The organism is Caballeronia sp. NK8, assembly GCF_018408855.1.
Lineage (GTDB): Bacteria > Pseudomonadota > Gammaproteobacteria > Burkholderiales > Burkholderiaceae > Caballeronia.
On sequence record NZ_AP024324.1, the window covers coordinates 135534 to 157633 of the forward strand.

18 protein-coding genes are annotated in these 22100 nt (G+C 65.2%); 16 read left to right on the plus strand and 2 right to left on the minus strand.

Annotated features, from left to right (window positions below):
- The first annotated feature begins 394 nt into the window (after positions 1-394).
- From kdpF to NK8_RS22255, 5 genes are all read left to right on the plus strand, one after another.
- Entirely contained in the window at positions 395-490 is a 96-nt protein-coding gene (gene kdpF, locus NK8_RS22235; protein WP_162068906.1) for a K(+)-transporting ATPase subunit F, read from the plus strand.
- A complete protein-coding gene (kdpA, locus tag NK8_RS22240; protein ID WP_213231150.1) occupies positions 487-2295 on the plus strand; it encodes a potassium-transporting ATPase subunit KdpA in 1809 nt (602 codons plus the stop codon). Before kdpF ends, kdpA begins: the two co-directional genes overlap by 4 nt.
- An 86-nt stretch (positions 2296-2381) precedes the next feature.
- A complete protein-coding gene (gene kdpB, locus NK8_RS22245; protein ID WP_213231493.1) occupies positions 2382-4439 on the plus strand; it encodes a potassium-transporting ATPase subunit KdpB in 2058 nt (685 codons plus the stop codon).
- A gap of 42 nt (positions 4440-4481) precedes the next feature.
- On the plus strand, positions 4482-5057 hold the full coding sequence (kdpC, locus tag NK8_RS22250) for a potassium-transporting ATPase subunit KdpC (protein ID WP_213231152.1): 576 nt from the start codon (positions 4482-4484) through the stop codon (positions 5055-5057).
- A gap of 34 nt (positions 5058-5091) precedes the next feature.
- The gene (locus NK8_RS22255) at positions 5092-7884 is read left to right on the plus strand and encodes a sensor histidine kinase KdpD (RefSeq protein WP_213231154.1); all 2793 of its coding nucleotides are present in this window, start codon (positions 5092-5094) and stop codon (positions 7882-7884) included.
- Here NK8_RS22255 and NK8_RS22260 read toward each other — a convergent pair.
- The gene (locus NK8_RS22260; RefSeq protein ID WP_162068910.1) at positions 7852-8979 is read right to left on the minus strand and encodes a porin; all 1128 of its coding nucleotides are present in this window, start codon (positions 8977-8979) and stop codon (positions 7852-7854) included. The genes NK8_RS22255 and NK8_RS22260 overlap by 33 nt on opposite strands.
- 573 nt (positions 8980-9552) lie before the next feature.
- Here NK8_RS22260 and NK8_RS22265 point away from each other — a divergent pair.
- From NK8_RS22265 to NK8_RS22300, 8 genes are read left to right on the plus strand one after another with little or no spacing between them, the layout of a single operon-like run.
- The gene (locus tag NK8_RS22265; RefSeq protein WP_225936381.1) at positions 9553-10413 is read left to right on the plus strand and encodes an ABC transporter substrate-binding protein; all 861 of its coding nucleotides are present in this window, start codon (positions 9553-9555) and stop codon (positions 10411-10413) included.
- 3 nt (positions 10414-10416) lie between these two features.
- Positions 10417-11250, plus strand: coding sequence for an ABC transporter ATP-binding protein (locus tag NK8_RS22270; protein WP_162068912.1), 834 nt, complete (start codon positions 10417-10419; stop codon positions 11248-11250).
- Positions 11250-12089 (plus strand): ABC transporter permease, encoded by an 840-nt coding sequence (locus NK8_RS22275; RefSeq protein ID WP_213231156.1) that lies wholly within the window; start codon positions 11250-11252, stop codon positions 12087-12089. Before NK8_RS22270 ends, NK8_RS22275 begins: the two co-directional genes overlap by 1 nt.
- Positions 12090-12126: 37 nt before the next feature.
- Entirely contained in the window at positions 12127-13512 is a 1386-nt protein-coding gene (locus NK8_RS22280; RefSeq protein ID WP_213231157.1) for an FAD-dependent oxidoreductase, read from the plus strand.
- 26 nt (positions 13513-13538) lie between these two features.
- Positions 13539-14687, plus strand: a complete 1149-nt coding sequence (locus NK8_RS22285; protein ID WP_213231159.1) for a CaiB/BaiF CoA-transferase family protein — start codon at positions 13539-13541, stop codon at positions 14685-14687.
- Positions 14684-15457 (plus strand): enoyl-CoA hydratase-related protein, encoded by a 774-nt coding sequence (locus NK8_RS22290; RefSeq protein WP_213231161.1) that lies wholly within the window; start codon positions 14684-14686, stop codon positions 15455-15457. Before NK8_RS22285 ends, NK8_RS22290 begins: the two co-directional genes overlap by 4 nt.
- On the plus strand, positions 15457-15792 hold the full coding sequence (gene fdxA, locus NK8_RS22295) for a ferredoxin (protein WP_162068917.1): 336 nt from the start codon (positions 15457-15459) through the stop codon (positions 15790-15792). Before NK8_RS22290 ends, fdxA begins: the two co-directional genes overlap by 1 nt.
- Positions 15793-15808: 16 nt before the next feature.
- Positions 15809-16723, plus strand: a complete 915-nt coding sequence (locus NK8_RS22300) for a LysR family transcriptional regulator (protein WP_213231162.1) — start codon at positions 15809-15811, stop codon at positions 16721-16723.
- A 13-nt stretch (positions 16724-16736) separates the two neighbouring features.
- Here the strand turns inward: NK8_RS22300 and NK8_RS22305 are convergent, their stop codons facing one another.
- Positions 16737-17612: a LysR family transcriptional regulator gene (locus tag NK8_RS22305; protein ID WP_213231164.1), complete on the minus strand. Its 876-nt coding sequence runs from the start codon at positions 17610-17612 to the stop codon at positions 16737-16739.
- A gap of 139 nt (positions 17613-17751) precedes the next feature.
- Between NK8_RS22305 and NK8_RS22310 the strand changes: the two genes are divergently transcribed.
- From NK8_RS22310 to NK8_RS22320, 3 genes are all read left to right on the plus strand, one after another.
- Positions 17752-19506, plus strand: coding sequence for an acyl-CoA dehydrogenase family protein (locus tag NK8_RS22310; RefSeq protein WP_213231166.1), 1755 nt, complete (start codon positions 17752-17754; stop codon positions 19504-19506).
- Positions 19503-20693: a CaiB/BaiF CoA-transferase family protein gene (locus NK8_RS22315; protein ID WP_213231168.1), complete on the plus strand. Its 1191-nt coding sequence runs from the start codon at positions 19503-19505 to the stop codon at positions 20691-20693. The genes NK8_RS22310 and NK8_RS22315 overlap by 4 nt, the downstream gene beginning before the upstream one ends.
- 66 nt (positions 20694-20759) lie before the next feature.
- Positions 20760-22076 (plus strand): MFS transporter, encoded by a 1317-nt coding sequence (locus NK8_RS22320; RefSeq protein ID WP_213231170.1) that lies wholly within the window; start codon positions 20760-20762, stop codon positions 22074-22076.
- Positions 22077-22100: the final 24 nt, after the last annotated feature.

Here is a 22100-nt window from a genome sequence, read left to right on the forward strand (position 1 = left end):
TGAAGAGCGCCTTTGACTTCGCAATTTCCGGAGCGGCGACTCGTCACAAGTAATCAGACTGCGCATGCCTATTTGTCACGCGACGCGCTTTGTGGACAACAACCCTTTGAAGTGAACTCCCCGCTGATCCAGCCAGATAGCCTGTCGATGTCGCGCCCGCCGGCGTCGTTCCGGTCAGTCCGGATCGTTTACAGATTTTTTATACCTTCCCCAACTCTCTTCGTAAGTCCTTTACGCCCGTTCTCCTATTCTCCACGCTGTCCTGAACCGCACTTGGGGAGAACATCAAAATGGACTTCGTTTATCTCGCCGGCATTGTCCTCTTCTGGGGACTTTGCCTGGCGCTCACGCACGGTTGCGAAAAGCTGGGCCGTCGCGCGACGGGAGGCCGTCCATGAGCGCCTGGATGTTGTGGCTGGCGACGGCAGCTACGCTGCTGCTGTTCGTATACCTCGTGTACGCGCTGTTGCGTGCGGAGGATCTCGAATGAACCCGAATACGTTCATGCAGACGGCGATCTTCATCGTCGTCCTCATCGCGCTGGCGATTCCGCTCGGGCGTTACATCGCCAATGTGCTCGACGGCTCGTCGGTCGTCGTGCGCAAGATCGGCCGACCGCTCGAAAACCTGCTGTATCGCATCGCCGGGGTCGATCCCGAAGCCGAGATGTCGTGGAAGCATTACGCGATCGCCGTGATGCTCTTCAATGCGCTCGGCGCGCTGGTGCTCTACGCGATCCTGCGCCTGCAGGGCATGCTTCCGGCGAATCCGCAAGGCATGGCCGGCATGACGCCCGATGCCGCGTTCAACACCGCCGTCAGTTTCGTGACCAACACGAACTGGCAGGACTACGGCGGCGAAAGCACGCTCGGCTATCTCGCGCAGATGCTGGGCCTCACCGTGCAGAACTTCGTCTCGGCGGCCACCGGCATCGCGGTCGTGATCGCGCTGATCCGGGGCTTCAAGCGTCACACGGCGCAGACCATCGGCAATTTCTGGGTCGATCTGACGCGCACGACGCTCTACATTCTCGCGCCGCTCGCGGTGATCTTCGCGCTGGTGTTCGTGAGCCAGGGCGCGATTCAGAATTTCAAGGCCTACGAGGACGTGCCCACGCTTCAGGTCACGACATACCAGGCGCCGAAGACGGACGCGCAAGGCAATGCCGTCAAGGACGAGAAGGGCAATCCGGTGATGCAGGACGTGAAGGCGGACAAGCAGACGCTGCCGATGGGCCCGGTCGCATCCCAGGAAGCGATCAAGATGCTCGGCACCAACGGCGGCGGCTTCTTCAACGCCAACTCGGCGCATCCGTTTGAAAACCCGACGCCGTTCTCCAACTTCATGCAGATGCTCGCCATGCTGATCATCCCGGCGGCGCTGTGCGTGGTGTTCGGGCGCACGGTCGGCGACAGGCGGCAGGGCTACGCGGTGCTCGCCGCCATGACCATCGCGTTTGCCGTCGCGTGCTGGGGCGAGATCTCGTCAGAACAGGCCGGCAATCCGCTGTACGCGTCGCTCAAGGTCGACACCGCCGCGTCCGCGCTGCAGGCCGGCGGCAACATGGAAGGCAAGGAAACGCGCTTCGGCATCGCGCAGTCGGGCATCTTCACGGTCGCGACCACGGCGGCCTCCTGCGGCGCGGTCGCCAATACGCACGATTCGCTGACGCCGCTCGGCGGCCTCGTTCCGATGCTGCTCATCCAGCTGGGTGAGGTGATCTTCGGCGGCGTCGGCTCGGGTCTGTACGGCATGCTCGCGTTCGCCCTGCTCGCGGTCTTCGTGGCGGGCCTGATGATCGGCCGCACGCCCGAATACGTGGGCAAGAAGATCGAGTCGTTCGAGATGAAGATGGTGTCCATCGTGATTCTGCTCACGCCGCTGCTCGTGCTCGTGGGCACGTCGATCGCGGTGCTGACGGCAGCGGGCACCGCAGGCATCGCGAATCCCGGCGCGCATGGCTTCTCGGAAGTGCTCTACGCGTTCAGTTCCGCCGCCAACAACAACGGCAGCGCGTTCGGCGGCCTTTCGGTGAACACGCCGTTCTACAACTCGATGCTCGGCATTGCGATGTGGTTCGGCCGTTTCGGCTCGCTCATCCCGATCCTCGCCATCGCGGGCTCGCTCGCGGCCAAGAAGCGTCTTGCCGTGACGGCCGGAACCTTGCCCACACACGGCCCGCTCTTCGTGGTGCTTTTGCTCGGCACGCTGCTTCTGGTCGGCGCGCTGACCTATATTCCCGCGCTCGCGCTCGGCCCCATCGTCGAGCACGTCACGATGGTCACGGGCCATTGATTTCCGAGGACAGCATGAATCAAATCAATCAACCGCCGATGCACCGTCCCGAGAATCTGGGGCAGGCTCGCACGGCCGCGCGTTCGATGTTCGACCCGACGCTGCTCAAGCCGGCGATCGTCGATTCGTTCAGAAAGCTCGCGCCGCGCACGCAGTTGCGCAATCCCGTGATGTTCTGCGTGTACATCGGCAGCATTCTGACGACGGTGTTGTGGATCGCGGCGCTGGCGGGCCAGGCGGAAGCGCCCGCCGGCTTCATCCTCGCGATCGCGCTGTGGCTGTGGTTCACGGTGCTGTTCGCGAACTTCGCCGAAGCGCTCGCCGAAGGGCGCTCGAAAGCGCAGGCCGCGTCGTTGCGCAGCGCCAAGCACAACGTGATGGCCAAGAAGCTCAACGAGCCGCATCCGAAATCGCCGATCCGCATCACGACCTCGACCGATCTCGTGAAGAACGACGTCGTGCTGGTCGAAGCGGGCGACGTGATTCCCGCGGACGGCGAAGTGATCGAAGGCGTGGCGTCCGTCGATGAGTCCGCGATCACCGGTGAATCCGCGCCGGTGATCCGCGAGTCGGGCGGCGATTTTTCGTCGGTGACGGGCGGCACGCGCGTGCTGTCGGACTGGATCGTGGTGCGCGTGACGGTCAATCCGGGCGAGGCGTTTCTCGATCGCATGATTGCGATGGTCGAAGGCGCGAAGCGTCAGAAGACGCCCAACGAGATCGCGCTGACGATTCTGCTCGTCGCGCTGACGCTCGTGCTGCTGTTCGCCACCGCCACGCTGCTGCCGTTTTCGATGTTCTCCGTCGAAGCGGCGAAGCAGGGCCACGTCGTGACCATCACCGCGCTCGTCGCGCTGCTCGTGTGCCTGATTCCGACCACCATCGGCGGGCTGCTTTCCGCCATCGGCGTGGCGGGCATGAGCCGCATGATGCAGGCGAACGTGATCGCGACCTCGGGGCGCGCGGTCGAAGCGGCGGGCGACGTCGACGTGCTGCTGCTCGACAAGACCGGCACCATCACGCTCGGCAATCGTCAGGCCTCGTCATTCACGGTGGCGCCGGGCGTGCTGGAGCGCGAACTCGCGGATGCCGCGCAACTCGCCTCGCTCGCCGATGAAACGCCGGAAGGGCGCAGCATCGTCGTGCTGGCCAAGCAGCGCTTCAATATCCGCGAGCGCGACATGGCCTCGCTCCACGCGACCTTCCTCGCGTTCAGCGCACAGACGCGCATGAGCGGCGTGGATCTGCCCGGTCGCGAGATCCGCAAGGGTTCCGCCGATGCCCTGAAGCGCTATATCGAAGAGCGCGGTGCGCGCTTTCCGCAGGAACTGCAAGGCGCCGTCGATGACGTCGCGCGCCGTGGCAGCACGCCGCTCGTCGTCGCGGAAACGGTCGGTGGCGCGACGCGCGCGCTCGGCGTGATCGAGTTGAAGGACATCGTGAAGGGCGGCATCAAGGAGCGTTTCGCCGAGTTGCGCAAGATGGGCATCAAGACGGTGATGGTGACGGGCGACAACCGCCTGACCGCTGCCGCCATCGCAGCGGAAGCGGGCGTCGACGACTTCCTCGCCGAAGCGACGCCCGAAGCCAAGCTCGCGACGATCCGCCAGCATCAGGCCGAAGGGCGTCTGGTCGCGATGACCGGCGACGGCACCAACGACGCGCCCGCGCTCGCGCAAGCCGACGTCGCGGTCGCGATGAACACGGGCACGCAGGCCGCGAAGGAAGCGGGCAACATGGTCGATCTCGATTCGAACCCGACCAAGCTGATCGAGATCGTCGAGATCGGCAAGCAGATGCTGATGACGCGCGGCTCGCTGACGACGTTTTCCATCGCCAACGACGTCGCCAAGTATTTCGCGATCATTCCGGCCGCGTTCGCGACTACGTATCCGCAATTGCGCGTGCTGGACGTGATGCATCTCGCGTCGCCGGCGTCGGCGATTCTGTCGGCGGTGATCTTCAACGCGCTGATCATCGTGTTCCTGATTCCGCTCGCGTTGAAGGGCGTGAAGTATCGCGCGCTGGGCGCCGCTTCATTGTTACGAAGGAACCTGCTGATCTACGGATTGGGCGGTATCCTGCTGCCGTTCCCGTTCATCAAGCTGATCGACATGGTCATCACGGCGCTCGGCTGGAGTTGAACCGCCATTTGCGGATATATTGATTCGAAGGGAAATGACATCATGAAACACGTTCTTCGTCCGGCCCTGGTGCTCTTCGTCGCGCTGACGGTGGTGACCGGGCTGATCTATCCTGCGGTCGTCACGGCGATCGGTCAGGCGGCGTTCAGCCATCAGGCGAACGGCAGCATGATCGAGCGCGACGGCAAGATCGTCGGCTCGGAAATTATCGGCCAGCAGTTCGACGCGCCGCAGTATTTCTGGGGCCGTCTGTCGGCCACGACGCCCAATCCGTACAACGCGGGCAGCTCCAGCGGCTCGAATCTCGGGCCGACCAACCCCGCGCTCGCCGATGAGGTCAAGGGCCGCATCGACGCGCTGCACGCGGCCGACCCGGACAATCGGGCGGCGCTGCCGGTCGATCTGGTGACCTCGTCGGGCAGCGGGCTCGATCCCGAGATCAGCCCCGCCGCTGCGGCGTATCAGGTCGCGCGCGTCGCGAAGGCGCGTGGCATGACGGTCGAGCAGGTGCAGGCGCTCGTCGCGCAGGCGACCGCGGGACGCCAGTTCGGCGTGCTCGGCGAGCCGCGCGTCAACGTGCTGAAGCTCAATTTCGCGCTGGATGCGGCCAAGGGCTGAAACGCGCAACCATGGACCATCACGAGCAAGCGCAATGACCCGCCCCGATCCCGATGAACTGCTCGACAAGCTCCAGCGCGATGAGGAGAAGCTTCAGCGCGGGCGGCTGAAGGTGTTCTTCGGGGCGTCGGCGGGCGTCGGCAAGACCTTCGCGATGTTGCAGGCCGCGCGAAGGCGCAGCGACGAGGGCGCGGATGTGGTCGTCGGCGTGGTCGAAACGCATGGCCGAAAGGAGACGATCGCCCTGCTCGACGGTCTGGAGACGCTGCCGGCGGCGCGCATCGAATATCGCGGGCGGCTGCTCGCGGAGTTCGATCTGGATGCCGCGCTCGCGCGCAAGCCGCAACTCGTTCTGGTCGATGAACTCGCGCATTCGAACGTGCAGGGCTCGCGTCACATGAAGCGCTGGCAGGACGTCCAGGAACTGCTCGACGCGGGCATCGACGTCTACACGACCGTCAACGTGCAGCACCTGGAGAGCCTGAACGATATCGTCGGGCGCATCACGGGCATTCGCGTGTGGGAGACCGTGCCGGACCGCGTCTTCGATCTCGCCGATGAAGTCACGCTCGTCGATCTGCCGCCCGAGGAACTGCTCGACCGCCTGCGCGACGGCAAGGTCTATCTGCCGGCGCAGGCCGAGAACGCGGTGCGCAATTTCTTCCGCAAGGGCAATCTGATCGCGCTGCGTGAACTCGCGTTACGCCGCACTGCCGATCGTGTCGATGCCCAGATGCGCGAATATCGCGCCGATCAGTCGATCGAGCGCATCTGGCGCGCGCGCGAGCGTCTGATCGCATGCGTCGGGCCGGGTCCGCAGAGCGCCGCGCTGGTGCGCGCCGCGGCGCGGCTGGCGGCGGCCTTGAAGGCGGACTGGCTGGCGGTCTATGTCGAAACGCCGAAGCTTCAGCGCCTCTCCGATGATCAGCGCCGCCGCACGCTCGAAGCGCTCAAGCTCGCCTCCGAACTCGGCGCGGAAACCGTCACGCTGGACGGCGCGGACGCCGCCGCGACGCTCATCGACTACGCGCGCATGCGCAACGTGTCGAAGCTCGTGGCCAGCGCGTCGTCCGCGCAAGGGTGGCAGCGCTATGTCGACCGGCCGGTCAGCGAGCGCATCATTCGTCAGGCGGCGGATATCGACGTGACGCTCGTGTCGACCGGCGCGCGCGACGGGCAGCCGCGCTCGACGCTCACGTTCGGTGCACTGCGGGAAGGCATGCGTTCGCCGCCTCGCGCCTACGCGTTCGCGCTCGCGATCGGCGCGGGCATCACACTCGTCGCCACCGCGCTTGCCGCGCAACGCTTCGCCGTCACGAACCTCGTGATGCTCTATCTGCTCGGCGTGATCTTCGCCGCCGTGCGGCTCGGGCGCGGGCCGGGCGTGATGCTGTCGTTTCTGTCGGTCGCTGCGTTCGACTACTTCTTCGTCGCCCCGGTGATGTCGTTCTCGGTCGGCGACACGCAGTATCTGCTCACCTTCGCGGTCATGCTGCTCACCTCGCTGACGATCAGCCATCTCACTTCGAGCCTGCGGCGCGAAGCGCGGATCGCCTCGCAGCGCGAGCGCCGCACCGGCGCGATGTACGCCATGACCAAGGAACTCGCCGCCGCGCTGATGACTGAGCAGATCATCGAGATCGGCACCCGGCACATCGCCGAGGTTTTCCAGGCGAGGGCCGCCATCCTGTTGCCGGACAGCGGCGAGAAAGTGCAGCAGAAGGTGACGGAAGTGAGCCCCGGGACGACGCTCGACAAAACCGAGCTCGACCTCGATATCGCGCAGTGGGTCTACGACCAGCAAAAGCCCGCGGGACGCAGCACCGACACGCTGCCTGCCGCGCAAGCGCTCTATCTGCCGCTCAAGGCGCCGATGCGTACGCGTGGCGTGCTCGCCTTTGCGTCGCAGCGGCCCGGCGATCTGGCCGTCCCAGAGCAACGGCGCATGATCGAAACCTTCGCGGCGCAAATCGCGCTCGCGCTTGAGCGCGTGCATTACGTGGAGATCGCGCAGGATGCGCTCGTCAACATGGAATCGGAACGGCTGCGCAATTCGCTGCTGTCGGCCATTTCGCACGATCTACGCACGCCGCTTACGTCGATCGTCGGCTTCGCCTCGATTCTGGACGAGCAGGTCAATGCGGGCGAACAAGGCTCGGCGCGTTCACAGGAACTCGTGCATGCGATTCACGACGAAGCGTTGCGCATGAGCGGCCTTGTCACGAATCTGCTCGACATGGCGCGACTGCAGGCAGGCGCGATCCGCCTGAACCGGCAATGGACGATGCTGGAGGAAACCGTGGGCGCGGCGCTCGCCGGCCTCAGGCGCACGCTGACGGGCCGCCGCGTGCAAACGCGCATTCCCGCGGACTTGCCTCTGCTGCAACTCGATGCCGTCCTGATGGACCGGCTGTTCGCCAATCTGCTGGAGAACGTCGCGAAATACACGCCGCAGGGCACGGACATCGATATCTCCGCGCGCGTGGAGCAGGATGCCGGGAAGCGCGTCGTGCGGGTCCGGGTCGACGACCGCGGCCCGGGCATTCAGGCCGGCATGCAAAAGCGTCTCTTCGAGAAGTTCACGCGCGGTGAGAAGGAGTCGGCGCAGTCCGGCGTCGGGCTCGGGCTCGCGATATGCCGCGCCATCGTGGAAGCGCACGGCGGCGAGATCGGCGCGGAGAATCGCATGGAAAACGGCAGCGTAGTGGGATCGAGCTTCTGGTTCACGCTTCCGGCCGAGGACACGCCGCCTTCCGTCGAGATGTCGCCTGATGAGGAAGCCGCACCATCCGCACTACCACCGATGCCTCATCCCGATCACCGCTGAAACCTGCGTCTTCGTCGTCGATGGCGACAACGTATAGATCTGCGCATACGGCGCGTCCTTCGCCGCACGCTGATAGACGCCGACGAGGAACAGGTCCGTCCGCTTGCTGAGGAAGTAGTTCGCGCCCGCATTCACCTGATGCCACGCGGGCGATGCGTCCTGCGGATGGTACTGGCCGGTCGTGTAAATGTACGCCGCGCCGAGCAGCAAATCGGGCATCACGTAGTCCGTCAGCGAGACTTCGAAGTTCTGCAAGGTCAGTCGCGACTCGTCCAGATAGTCGAAGCGCGCGTTGGTATAGAGGAACGACGCGCTCGCCGTGCCGAACGCGTAGGCGCCGCCCGCGCCGTACATCGTCTGTCTGCGCACGCCCGCGCCGGTCGCCGGGTTGGTGATGAAGGGCGACGAGAAACCGTAATCGCCGACCACCGCGCCGTTCGGGTTGTTCGGATCGTTCGGCTCATTGACGAGCAGGAACGCCGCACCCAGCGAGAGCGGGCCCCGGCGATACTGCACCGCCGCGCTGTACGCGTTGTTGTCGGAAAAGCCGCCCGCGCGATTCGAGAAACCATACAGCGCTTCCGCCTGAAACCCGCCATAGTCGATGGTCTTGTACTGCACTGCGTTGTTGATGCGGAAGGTGTCGAACACGTTGTCGCTGTCGCCGATATGCGCGCCGTACGCCGCGAACTGGCACGCCGATTCGAACGCGCACAGCGTGACCGCCTCGTCGTACTGACGCCCGAAGGTGATCGTGCCGAGCGTGTTCGACGACAGCCCGACGAACGCCTGCCGCCCGAACTCGCGCCCGCCCTGCGATAGCGTGCCGTTGCCGATGTTGTAGCCGTTCTCCAGCGTGAAGATCGCCTTCACGCCGCCGCCCAGATCCTCGGTGCCCTTCATGCCCCAACGTGGCGTCTGCATCGGTCCGCTCGCGAACTGCCAGGTCGAATGTCCCTGCTTGTCCGCGCCGCGCTGGTTGTTCGCATAGACGATGCCTGTCGAAACCAGTCCATAGAGCGTCACGCTGCTTTGGGCGAACGCGCTCTGGGCGCACAGCGCGCTTGCGGCGATGACCAACAAACGTCGTTTCATGGCTTTCCTGTTGTATGAGTTTGAACGGAAGCGTCCCGGTCGATAAGGATGGCGAATCAATCCGTCTGGAAACCGGCGCAGGCTTCGAATGACGTCTTGCCCGATGCACTCAGGCATCGGCACCGACAGATTCTTGCGGAACAAAAAACGCGCGGGATAGCACCGAATTTGGCCACCAGCGAGCGAATTTTTAGCGCGCATGCGTTCCGTATCCGCGCGCATTGCGTACGCCTTTTCATCGGGTTCGACGTACCGGGTATACCCACCCGATCTAATTTCGGCATCACTCATCGCAAAAAATGATGCTATGCGGGGACACTTTTGGCTGCTGACAATGGGGTCACTCGGCATCACCCGTCAGATGAATGACCGTTGAAAAGGGGAGCCCATGCTGGACACACCGGAGACGAAAATGGCAATGATCGAAAACGCGGGAAGGCGGCGCATGCTGCGCACGCTCACCGCGGGCGCGCTGGCGGCAAGCGGCGGCCTGCTGTCGGTGCGCGCGTTCGCGGGCGGACTCGCTACCGTCAACATGCAGCTCGGCTGGGCGGCAATCAGGTCGGCGAGGTGGTGGCAAAACGCCTCGGCTATTACGAAAAGGAAGGCATCGACTTTCATATCCAGCCGGGCGGACCGAATATCGACGGCGTCGCGATCGTCGCATCGGGGCGCTATCAGGCGGGCGAGATTTCGTCGAGCCCGTCCATCATGCTGGCCGTGTCGGAAGGGCTGCCCATCAAGTGCATCGCGGTCGGGCTCCAGCAGCATCCGTACACCTTCTTCTCGCTGAAGAAGGCGCCGATCCGCTCGCCGCAGGACATGATCGGCAAGCGCATCGGCATTCAGTCGACGGGCATGGTCCTGCTGCGCGCGCTACTCGCCAAGCACAAGATTCCCGAGAGCCAGGTGAAGATCGTGCCGGTCGGCGCGGATATGATGCCGCTCGTCGCCGGTCAGGTCGATGCCGTCACCGGCTGGCAGACGAACACCACGGCGCTCAAGCCGCTCGGCGCGGACCGCGTGGACTTGCGCCTGTGGGACACCGGCGTGCGCCTCTACGCGCTGCCGTATTACGCGACCACGTCGAGCCTGAAGGAACATCCGGAGACGGTCGCGGGCTTTCTGCGGGCCACCGCGCGCGGCTGGATGTACGCCAACCAGAACCGCGATCAGGCCGTCGACATGCTGGTGAAGGACTATCCGAACCTGAATCGCGCGGACGAGCGCGTCGCGATCGATTCGCTGATGCGCTACGCATTCGACCAGACCACGCAGACGCAGGGCTGGGGCGCGATGGACGCGGGCGTCTGGGAAGAGCAGATCGCGATGTACGGCCAGCTCGGCCAGTTCCGCGCGGGACCACCCAAGGTCGACGACGTCATGACGATGGACGTGCTCAAGGCCACTCACTCCTCTCGCCTGAAGGTGTAACCCATGCATGCTGCCACTTTGAATCCGCCGCGCGCGGGGCGGGCGAACTCGCACTTCGCGCTGCCGCAGGACATCGATTGCGCGGTCAGTTGCCGCGACATCAACGTGCGCTTTTTCACCGACCGCCGCAGCGTCACCGCGATCGAAGGCCTGAGCCTCGATATCGCGACGGGCGAGTTCCTCACGCTGCTCGGTCCTTCGGGTTGCGGCAAGTCGACGTTTCTGCGCGTGGTCGCCGATCTCGTGAAGCCGAGCCGCGGCAGCATCAGCGTGCTTGGCGCGGCGCCGCAGGCCGCGCGTGAACGGCGCGACATCGGCTTCGTGTTTCAGGACGCGGCGCTGCTGCCGTGGCGCACCGCGCTTCAGAACGTCGAATTGCCGCTTCAGGTGGCGAACGGCCGCTCGCGCGCCGGCCGCGCGACGCCGCGCGAACTGCTGGAACTGGTCGGCCTGAAGGGACGCGAGGACGCCTTTCCGCACGAGATGTCGGGCGGCATGCGCCAGCGCGTGGCAATCGCCCGCGCGCTCGTCTGCGACCCGAAGGTGCTGCTGATGGACGAACCCTTCGGCGCGCTCGACGAGATCACGCGCGACCGTCTCAACGAAGAACTGCGCCGCGTCTGGAAAGAGCTCGGCCTCACGACGCTGTTCGTCACGCACAGCATCTACGAAGCTGCGTTCCTCGGTCAGCGCGTGCTCATGCTCGCGGCGAACCCCGGACGCGTGAAGGAAATCGTGCCGGTGGACCTGCCCGAGGATCGCACGCTCGATATCCGCGAGACGCGCGAATTCGTCGAACTCACCGCGCACCTGCGGCGCGTACTGGAGACTTGCTGATGGCTACGTCCGAAATGAATCTGAACGTCCCGGCCAACCTGCCGGACGAGGAATCGCAGGCGTGGCGCGCGCGCCGTCGCCAGCAGATGTGGCGCGCGCGGATGCTGCCCGCGCTCGGCGTGGCGAGTCTGATCTTCGCGTGGTGGGCGGTGGTGGCGGGCTTTCATGTGAAGCCGTTCATCGCGCCGTCGCCGGCGCTCGTGTTCGAGACGCTCTTCGCCAAGAGCGACGTGCTGCTGCAGAACCTCGTGCCGACCGCCATCGAAGCCTCGCTCGGCTTTCTGCTCGGCAATCTCGCGGCCATCGTGCTCGCGACGATCTTCGTGCACAACAAGACGCTGCAGGACATCTTCTATCCGGTCGCGGTGATGATCAATTCGATTCCGGTGGTCGCCAAGGCGCCGATTCTCGTGCTCATCATGGGCAACGGGCTGGAGCCGAAGATCACCATCGCGGCGATCGTCTGCTTCTTCCCGACGCTCGTCAACATGGTGCGCGGTCTCGAAGCCGTCAACCCGCAGGCGATGGAACTGATGCACGTGCTCTCCGCGAGCAAACGCGAAATCTTCTTCAAGCTGAGGCTCTACGCGTCGCTGCCGTATCTGTTCTCCGCGCTGCGCATCGCGGCGTCGATGGCGGTGATCGGCGCGGTGGTGGGCGAGTGGATCGGCGCGACCGAAGGCATCGGCGCAATGATCATCCAGGCGACCTATGCCTTCGACTCGGCGCTGCTCTACACGGCGATCATCATGAGCGCCGTTCTCTCGGGCTTCTTTTTCCTCGTGATCGCGGCGCTCGAGCGCTGGCTCGTCAAGTGGCAGCCGGAAGGCGTCCGCTGAATCCGACGCGACACGAACCATCAACACAGGAGACGAAATGAACATGATCAGCGACTGGATTCAGGAACCCGCACGCGACGTGCGCGTGGCGGCACAGGCGAACGTCGTCGTGGTCGGCGGCGGCCCGGCGGGATTGTCGGCGGCGATCGCGGCGGCGCGCAACGGCGCGCAAGTGATTCTGCTCGAACGCTACAACCATCTGGGCGGTCTCGCCTCGGGCGGCATGGTGCTCGTGCTCGACGACATGTGGGACAACCACTTGCAGGAAATCTCGGTGCGCGGCACCTGCATGACCTTCATCGAGCGCATGGCCGCGCGCAAGCTCGCGTATTTCCCGCGCGCGGACGAATGGGGCGAGGACCCGGCGGCGTATCGCAAATGGGGCCGCTGGGGCACGTTCGATTTTCATAGCCAGAAGAACCCGCATCCGGTGTGCTTCGCGGCGGCCTTCGATCCCGACGCGATGAAGCGCGTCGCGCTCGAAATGGTCGAGTCGCTCGGCATCAAACTGCGGCTGCATTCGTGGTTCTCGCGCACGCTCGTGGAAGACGGCCGAGTCAAGGGCGTGATCTGCGAGACCAAGAGCGGGCGCGAAGCGATTCTCGCCGATGTCGTCATCGACGCGACCGGCGATCTCGATGTCGCGGCATCGGCTGGCGTGCCGCATGTCGGCGGCACTTACATCACGACGACGGTGTTTCGTCTGGGCGGCGTCGACACCGAGGCAGCCGAACGTTTCGAAGCAGAGGAACCCGAAGCATTCGCCGCGATCGATCGTCAGATCAAACGCATTCTCGGCGGTTCCTGGGGTTACTGGTGGCTCAAGACGCCGCTGCCGGGCGTCGTGTGGTGCAATTGCCCGCACATGGCCGGTCTCGATGGCCTCAAGCCCGAAGACCTGACGCGCGCCGAAATGCAGGGCCGCGGCCACATTCATGCGGTCGTCGAATTCGCGCGCGAGAAGCTGCCGGGCTTCGAGCAATGCTATGTGATCGATGTCGCGCCGCAGACCGGCGTGCGTCAGACGCGCCTGCTGCAAGGCGAATACGTGATGACGAAGGAAGATCTCGCGCAGCGCACGCGCTTCACCGACAGCATCGCACGCGGACGCGATTACTACATGCCGTATCGCGTGCTGCTGCCGAAGGAGATCGACAACCTGCTCGTCGCGGGCCGTCATTACTCGGCGACCTCGCAGGCGCAAAAGATGTCGCGCGAGATTCCGCCCTGCATGGCGATGGGCGAAGCCGCGGGCGTCGCGGCGGCGCTCGCGCTGAACGCGGGCGTCACGGTGCGCGATGTCGACGTGCCCGCGCTGCAAAAGACGTTGCGCTCGCAGGGCGCGGACCCGGGCGACCAGAGCGGGCGCAACGCGGACGTCCCGGCGCTCGCACGGCATATCGATGCGAGGGAAGCAGCGTGAGCAAGACCAGCAATACGGAGAACAAAATGAAAAAGCATGAACTTCCTTTGACCGGCGTGCGCGTGATCGACCTCACGCAGGTGATGATGGGCCCCGTCTGCACGCAGATGCTCGCCGACTACGGCGCCGATGTCGTCAAGATCGAGCGGCATGGCGCGGGCGATCTGAGCCGCTCGACGTTCGAGCCGGTCGCGGGCGCGGACAACCCGATCTTCTGCAGCCTGAATCGCAACAAGCGCAGCGTCGCGCTCGATCTGCGCGATGCATCGCAGATGGAAGCGTTGAAGGCGCTGATCGCGGACGCGGACGTGGTCGTGAACAACTTCCGCGCGGGCGTGATGGATCGGCTGGGCCTGGGCTTCGAGGACTGCCGCGCGCTGAATCCGCGCATCATCTACGCGGTCGGCACGGGCTTCGGCGAGACGGGACCCTACGCGCACAAGGGCGGCCAGGACGTGCTCGCGCAGGCGATGAGCGGCGTGATGGCGCGTCGCGCCGATGACTCGCTGCCCGTCTCCGTCTATCCGACCGCGCTTGCGGATTACTCGGCGGGCATGCACATGGTGCAGGGCATTCTGCTCGCGCTCCTGCATCGCGAACGCACGGGCGAGGGGCAGAAGGTCAACGTGTCGCTCTACAACTCCATGCTCGCGATGCAGATGCAGGAAGCCGCGATGATCATGATGGCCGACTCCGAAGTGAACTGGGCCGCGATGCCGCTGTCCGGCGTGTTCGACACGACGACGGGCCCGCTCGTGCTGGTCGGCGCGTTCAAGGCGAATCCGTTGCGCGATATCTGCGCCGCGCTGGAAATCGACGATATGTCCGCCGATGCGCGCTTCTGCAACCTGAACCAGCAGTTCGCCCACAAGGCCGAATTGCAGCGCACCTTCCGCGAGCGCTTCGCGAGCAACAGCCGCGAGCACTGGCTCGCGCGGCTCGAAGAACAGGATCTGCTGTGCGCGCCGGTGCGCGATCTGCGCGAGGCGCTCGTCGATCCGCAGACGCTGCACAACCGGCTCGTCCTCGAAGGCGAGGGAGAGGGGCAGCCGGTGCGTCTGATCGGCAGCCCGATCGAGTTGTCGAACGCCCCCGTCGTGTTGCGTCGCGCACCGCCGCGACTGGGGCAACACACGGCCGAGGTGCTCGGCCTCACGACGACGGAGGCCGTATGAGCGTGCGCCTCGTCATCGATCGACACGTCGCCACCGTGACGCTCGCGCGTCCCGAGGCGCTCAACGCCGTCGATCTCGAAACCGAAGCCGAGCTGCAACGCATCTGGAGCGAGCTCGAACATAACCGTGACGTACGCGTCGTCGTGCTGACGGGTGAGGGCGAGCGCGCGTTCTGCGTCGGCGCGGATCTCAAGAATCCCGCGATGAGCGGCCTCGAATACTGGGCCGCGCCGCGTCCGGGCGGCTTCGGCGGCATCGCGCTGCGCGAGACGCTGAACGTGCCGGTGATCGCGCGCGTGAACGGCTACGCGCTCGGCGGCGGGTTCGAGATGGTGCTCGGCTGCGATCTCGTGATTGCGTGCGAGGAAGCGAGCTTCGGCTTGCCCGAGGCGCTCGTCGGCCGCATGCCGCTCGACGGCGGCATGACCTTGCTGCAACGCCAGATTCCCTATCGGCAGGCGATGGCGATGCTCATGACGGGACGCCGCATCTCCGCGCGCGATGCGCTGGAAATGGGGCTCGTCAACGAGGTCGTGCCGCGCGCCGATCTGGACGCTGCCGTCGATCGATGGGTCGATGCCGTGCTCGCCTGCGCGCCGCTGTCGGTGCAGGCGATCAAGCAGGTCGTGCGCCGCACGTCGACGCTGTCCGCCAGCGAGGCACAGGCGCTCAGGCTCCCCGCGCTCGTCAGCGCGCTGCAGTCCGAGGACGCGCACGAAGGCGTGCGCGCGTTCCAGGAAAAGCGCAAGCCGCAATGGAGGGGACGCTGATGGCCTATGTGATCGGGTCGCCGTGCATCGACGTGAAGGACGGCGCGTGCGTGCAGTGCTGTCCGGTCGATTGCATCTACGAAGGCGGGCGCACGCTGTATATCCATCCGGAGGAATGCATCAACTGCGGCGTATGCGTCTCGGTGTGCCCGACCGAGGCGATCTATCACGAGGATGAGTTGCCTCCAGCGGAAGCGGCGTTCGCCGCGGTGAACCGCGCGTTCTTCGATGCGGGCGTGAGCGCGCTCGGTTCACCGGGTGGCGCTTCGGACGTCGGCAAGGTAGCCTTCGATCATCCCGTGGTCGCGTCGTGGCCGGTGCGGGTCATGGAGTGAGGATCAGGGACTGGCGATGCATGCGAACGTTTTGAAGTATTTCGTCGAGGTCGCGCGGTGCGGATCGATCCGCAAGGCCGCGCAGAACCTCTATGTCGCATCGAGCGCGGTGAACCGGCAGATACTCAAGCTCGAATCGGAGATGGGCACGGAGCTTTTCGACCGGCTGCCCAACGGCATTCGCCTGAACGCCGCCGGCGAGCGCGTGTTGCAGCACATCCGCGGGACGCTGAACGATTTCCACCTGATGCGCAGCGAGCTGGACGAACTGAAGGGCGAGCGCAAGGGCCACGTGTCGGTGGTGGCGATGGATTCGCTGTTCGTCGACTTTTTGCCGGCGACGGTCGAGGATTTCTCGGACGCGTATCCGGCCGTCACGTACTCGATCGCCGCCGTGCCGCCGCACGATGTCCCGCCGCGCGTGCTGAGCGGCGAGTACGACGTCGGCATCACGTACATCACGAAGCTGCCCGCCGGACTCGATGTCGTGACTGAAGTGCCTTTGCCGCCGGGCGTGGTGATGGCGTCATCGCATCCGCTCGCGAAGCGCGAGCGCGTCACCTTCGACGAGTGCCGGCATCATGCGTTTCTGCGTCTCGAAGGGCGTTCGCCGATTCAGGGCGTGATGTCCAACGACTTCCCGCCGTTCTGGGAATCGCTGCAGCCGAGCGTGACATGCAATTCGACGACCTTGCTCAAACGGCTCATCGCGTCGGGACGCGGCATCTCGTTCTTCTCGAAGCTCGCGTTTCTCGATGAACTGACGCGCGGCGACGTGGTGTGGCGGCCGATCGACGACGAGAACATCAACGCGCTGACGGTGGGCATCATCGTCCCGAGTCAGCGCGCGTTGCCGCATGTGACGGACGAGTTCATCGAGCGCATGGTGCGCAGGCTGAAGCATGTAGAGCTGACGCTGCGAGAGTTTTGACTGGACGCACCCGTCATTTCGGTTGCAGCGCGGCGAGAAAGCTTTGCGCCAGATCGAGCTGACTCCCCGCGCGCGTGAGCCGCAAGATCTGCGATGAAAACGGGTTGTGCGCGAGCGGAACGAAGACCGCCCGCTGCGACTCGGTACGCGCGAGCGCTTGCGGAACCAGCGCCACGCCCATCTGAAATTCGACCATCGTCACGACGGTTTGCCACAAGCGCGCTTCGTGCCTGATTCGCGGGCTGAATCCCGCTTCCACGCAGGTCGCGATGATCTGATCGTGATAATGCGGCGACACGCCGCGCGGAAACAGGATGAACGGTTCGTGCGCGAGCTGACGCAGGTCGATGCGCCGCTTCTTCGCCAGCTTGTGGTTCGCGGGCAGACAACACAGGAACGCCTCCGACATCCACGTTTGCGCTTCGATCTCGGCGGGAAAATGCCCCCAGTGGGCAAAGCCCATGTCGATCTGCAATTGCTGCAAGGCGCGCACCTGTTCCGCCGTGTTCATCTCCTTGAGCACGATTTCGACCGCCGCGTGCTCCGCCTCGAACTGCTGCACCGCCTCGGGCAGGCCGCGATACAGCATGGAATTCACGAAGCCGATGCGAAGCCGCCCGACGAGCCCGTGCGCGGATTGCATCGTGAGCGTGGCGACGTCCTCCGCCTGCTGCAATAGCTGACGCGCTTCCCCGAGCAGCACCTGCCCGGCGTTGGTCAGGGCCACGGCCTTGTTGGAGCGCTCCAGCAGCTTCACGCCGAGCTGTTCCTCGAAGCGGCGTATATCGAAGCTCAACGCCGGCTGCGAGATGAAGAGCCGCCGCGCCGCGCGCCCGAAATGCAGCTCCTCCGCGACCGCCACGAAGTACCTCAATTGCCTCAGTTCCATGCGATGTCTCCCGCTTACGATAAATTCATGTTATCGCACGTGCCATCGATTGTATTGGACCGTTATCGAAGCGAAACGTAGTCTGACTCCCAGGACGATGCGGTGCCGGCGCGCCGCACGATAAACCAGGAGACAGCCCATGCCGGAGCGCATGAACGAGCCCGCGACGTCGAATATTCCCGACAGCCGCGGCATCAATTTCTTCACGAGCGATCCGTCGTTCGGACCGCTGCTCAGGAGCTTCCTCGGCGAAACCACGTATGAAAGCGTGAAGGGCCGTCTCGCCGATCTCGGACAGCGCGCCTCCGACCAACTCGATGTGTGGGCCACCAGCGCCGATCATCATCCGCCGGTGCTGCTGCAGCGCACGCGCGCAGGCGTTGCGATTCAGCGTATCGAGAAGCATCCGGACTACGTCGAACTCGAACGGGTTGCGTACAGCGAACTCGGCCTCGCATCGATGAGTCATCGCAGCGACGCGCCGCCGCCGCTCGTCAAGTACGCGCTCACCTTCCTCTTCGTGCAGGCCGAGTTCGGCCTCTGCTGCCCGGTGAGCATGACCGATTCGCTCACCCGCACGCTGCGCAAGTTCGGTTCGCGCGAACTCGTCGATCGATATTTGCCGATGCTTGCATCGCAGGACTTCGACACGCTCTTCCAGGGCGCGATGTTCATGACCGAGCAGGCGGCCGGCTCCGATACCGGACGCACGGTGACGCGTGCGAGCCGCAGCGTCGACGCGAGCGGCAGGGAAGCATGGAAGCTGTACGGCGACAAATGGTTCTGCTCGAATGCCGATGCCGACCTCGCGATGGTCCTCGCTCGTCCCGACGATGCGCCCGACGGCATCAAGGGGCTCGCCCTCTTTCTGCTGCCGAAGGTGCGAGACGACGGCACGCGCAACGCGTATCGCATCGTGCGGCTGAAGGACAAGCTCGGCAGCCGTTCCATGGCGAGCGGGGAGATCGTGCTGGAGGGCGCCGAGGCGTATCTGATCGGCGAAGTGGGCCGCGGCTTTCATCAGATGGCGGACATGATCAACATGTCGCGTCTGTCGAACGGCGTGCGCGCGGCGGGGCTGATGCGCCGCGCGCTTACCGAAGCGCTGCACGTTGCGCGAAACCGCTCGGCATTCGGTCGCAAGCTCATCGAGATGCCGCTGATGCAGCGCCAGTTGCTGAAGATGATGCTGCCGGCCGAGCAGGCGCGCTCCATGTTCATGCAGATCGCAGCGCTATTGCCCCGCGCCGATCGCGGCGATGCGCTCGCGGCGAAGTGCGTACGCATCCTCACGCCGCTGGTGAAGTTCCGCGCCTGCCGCGATGCCCGCAAGGTCACCGGCGATGCGATGGAAGTGCGCGGCGGAGTGGGTTACATCGAAGAATGGGCGGACCCGCGACTCGTGCGTGATTCGCATCTCGGGTCGATCTGGGAAGGCACGAGCAATATCGTTGCGCTGGACGTCGCGCGCGCGACGCGGCGCGAAGGCGCGCTCGCATCGCTCGGTCAATATCTGAATGCGCAACTCGACGATGCCGCCTTGCCGCCGCAGACCGTCGCCTTGCTGCGTGACGTGTTCAGGCGGGCGAGCGCCGCGCTCGACGGCGTGGCCGAATGCGGCCGCGACGAAAACGTACGGGAAGCCGCGAGCGCCGTCTACCACGCGACCACGGCCGTGTTCATGGCGACGGAAGCGGCCCGCGTCGCGCCGGATCATCGCAGGCTGGCGCTTGCGCATCTCGTGATCGAGCACAAGCTCATGCCGCGCGATCCGCTCGCCCCCGGAGATGTGCGGCTACATGCGGCGCTCGTTCGCAAGCTCGTCGATGAAACGCCGGTCAGCCTCGCCGAAGCGATGTCGATCGTGCCCGCACACGATGGAGGCGCACGATGAGCCCGGCGCGCGTGGCAGGCGCTCTGCAGGGGCTTCGTGTCATCGACCTGAGCCGCGTGCTCGGCGGTCCGTATTGCACGCAATCGCTCGCCGATCACGGCGCGCAGGTCATCAAACTCGAACCGCCGGGCGGCGACGAAACGCGCGGATGGGGGCCGCCGTTCGTCGGCGAAACCGCATCGTATTTCGTTGGCGTCAATCGTAACAAGAAGGGGATCTGCGTCGACCTGTCCCGCGAGGAAGGGCGCGCCGTGCTGTGGCAGTTGCTCGAAGGCGCGGACGTGCTCGTCGAAAACTTCAAGCCGGGGACGTTGGAGCGTTGGGGCATGGGCTACGACACGCTCGCCGGACGCTTTCCGCGTCTGATCCATTGCGCGATTTCCGGCTTCGGCCCGGACGGCCCGCTCGGCGGACTGCCCGGCTATGACGCAGCCATTCAGGCGATCACAGGGCTGATGAGCGTCAACGGCGAACGCGACGGACCGGCGCTGCGCGTCGGGCTTCCCGTGGTCGACATGGTGACGGGTCTCAATGCGCTCGCGGGCATTCTGCTGGCGCTCGCGGAGCGTGAGAAGAGCGGCCGCGGGCAGTCGCTCGACATCGCGCTGTACGACTGCGGCGTCGCGCTGCTGCATCCGCATCTGCCGAATCATTTCGGCAACGGGCGCACGCCGCAGCGCAGCGGCAACGCGCATCCGAACATCACGCCGTACGACAGCTATCGGACCGCGACGGCGCCCATCTTTCTCGCTGTCGGCAACGACCGGCAGTTTGCGAAGCTGGTCGCGCATCTGAATGCGGCGGCGCTCGCGCACGACGCGCGCTTCATCGATAACAAGAGCCGTTGCGCGCATCGTGAGGCGCTCAAGGAGGTGCTCGAAGATCTTTTGAAGCAGCACGACTGCGAGCCGCTTGCGGCCGAGCTGATTCGTGCGGGCGTGCCGTGCGGCCCCGTGCAGACCGTCGACGCCGTCGCGAGGCATCCGCACACGCTGCATCGCGAGCTGATCGTCGAAATGGGCGCGTATCGCGGCACCGGCACACCGATCAAGCTTTCGCGCACGCCAGCGACGTATCGAACGCCGCCGCCCGCGCTCGGCGGCGATACCCGCGCCGTCCTCGACGAACTCGGCATCGATGCGGCGACCCAGGAGCGGCTGTTCGATGCGGGCGTGCTGACAGGCTGATCTCGCTTCACTCAACCTCAAGAGAAGCCGGCGACCCAGACCGGCCCATACCATCAGGAGACGTTCATGCAGAGCCATGTTCAGGGCAGTCCGGCGCGTCAGCCGGGGCGCGCCGCGTTCGCCGCGTTCGTCGGCACGACCATCGAATGGTACGACTTCTATATCTACGCGACGGCGTCGGCGCTCGTGTTCAGCAAGCTGTTCTTTCCGCAAGGCGATCCGTTCTACGCGACGCTCGCATCGTTCGGCACGTTCGCGGTCGGCTTCTTCGCGCGTCCGTTCGGTGGGCTCGTGTTCGGCCATCTTGGCGATCGCATCGGCAGAAAGAAGGCGCTCGTCGCGACGCTCGCGATCATGGGGCTCGGCACGGTCGGCATCGGTTTTCTGCCGACTTACGCCAGCGCCGGCGCGCTCGCGCCGGTGCTGCTGGTCGCGCTGCGGGTGGCGCAGGGCGTGGCGATCGGCGGTGAATGGGGCGGCGCCGTGCTGATGGCGGGCGAGCATGCGCCGAAGAACAGGCGGACGTTTCTCGCGTCGTTCGCGCAACTCGGCAGCCCGGCAGGACTGATTCTCGCCTTGCTCGCGTTCCGGACGATCGGGCATCTGCCGCGCGAGCAGATGATGGACTGGGGCTGGCGCGTGCCGTTCCTCGCCAGCGCGGTGCTGCTTTTCGTCGGCATCTTCATTCGCTCGGGCGTGTCCGAATCGCCCGAATTCGCGGCGGCCGCAAAGCGCACGCAGCCCGCGCGTCTGCCCATACTCGACGTAGTGCGCAACGCGTGGGGCACGGTGCTGCTGTGCCTCGGCGCGAACGTGATCGGCGTGGCCGGCGCGTGGTTCGTCAATACCTTCATGCTCAGCTTCACGACCGAGACGCTCGGGCTCGACCGCGCGCTCATTCTCGATTGTCTTTTCGTGGTCGCGTTCGTGCACTTCTTCAACCAGCTCATCTCCGGATGGCTTGCGCAACGCATCGGGCAAGTGCGGTTCCTGGCCTGGGCGGCCGGTCTCGCCATGCTCTCTCCGTATCCGATGTTCATGCTGGTATCGACCGGACGTCCCGTTGCCATCGTCATCGGCATTGCGATTGCGGTGATGTGCATGTCCGGTTCGTATGCGGTGATGGCCGGACTGATGACCGATGCGTTCGACGTGCGCTATCGCTACTCCGCGATCTCGCTGTCGTATCAGACCTGCGCGGCGCTCGCGGGCGGCCTCACGCCGCTCATCGGCACCGTGCTCGCGCATGCGTGGCCGGGGCAGTGGTGGCCGCTTGCGCTCTTCTACAGCTCGCTTGCGGCCGTATCGCTCGCATGCCTGCTCGGCTTGCAGCGGCGCAGGTCACGGTACGTTGCATCGTCCGGCATTGCCGTGCCGGAATGATCGCGCGGGTCCGGTTCTCCCTGG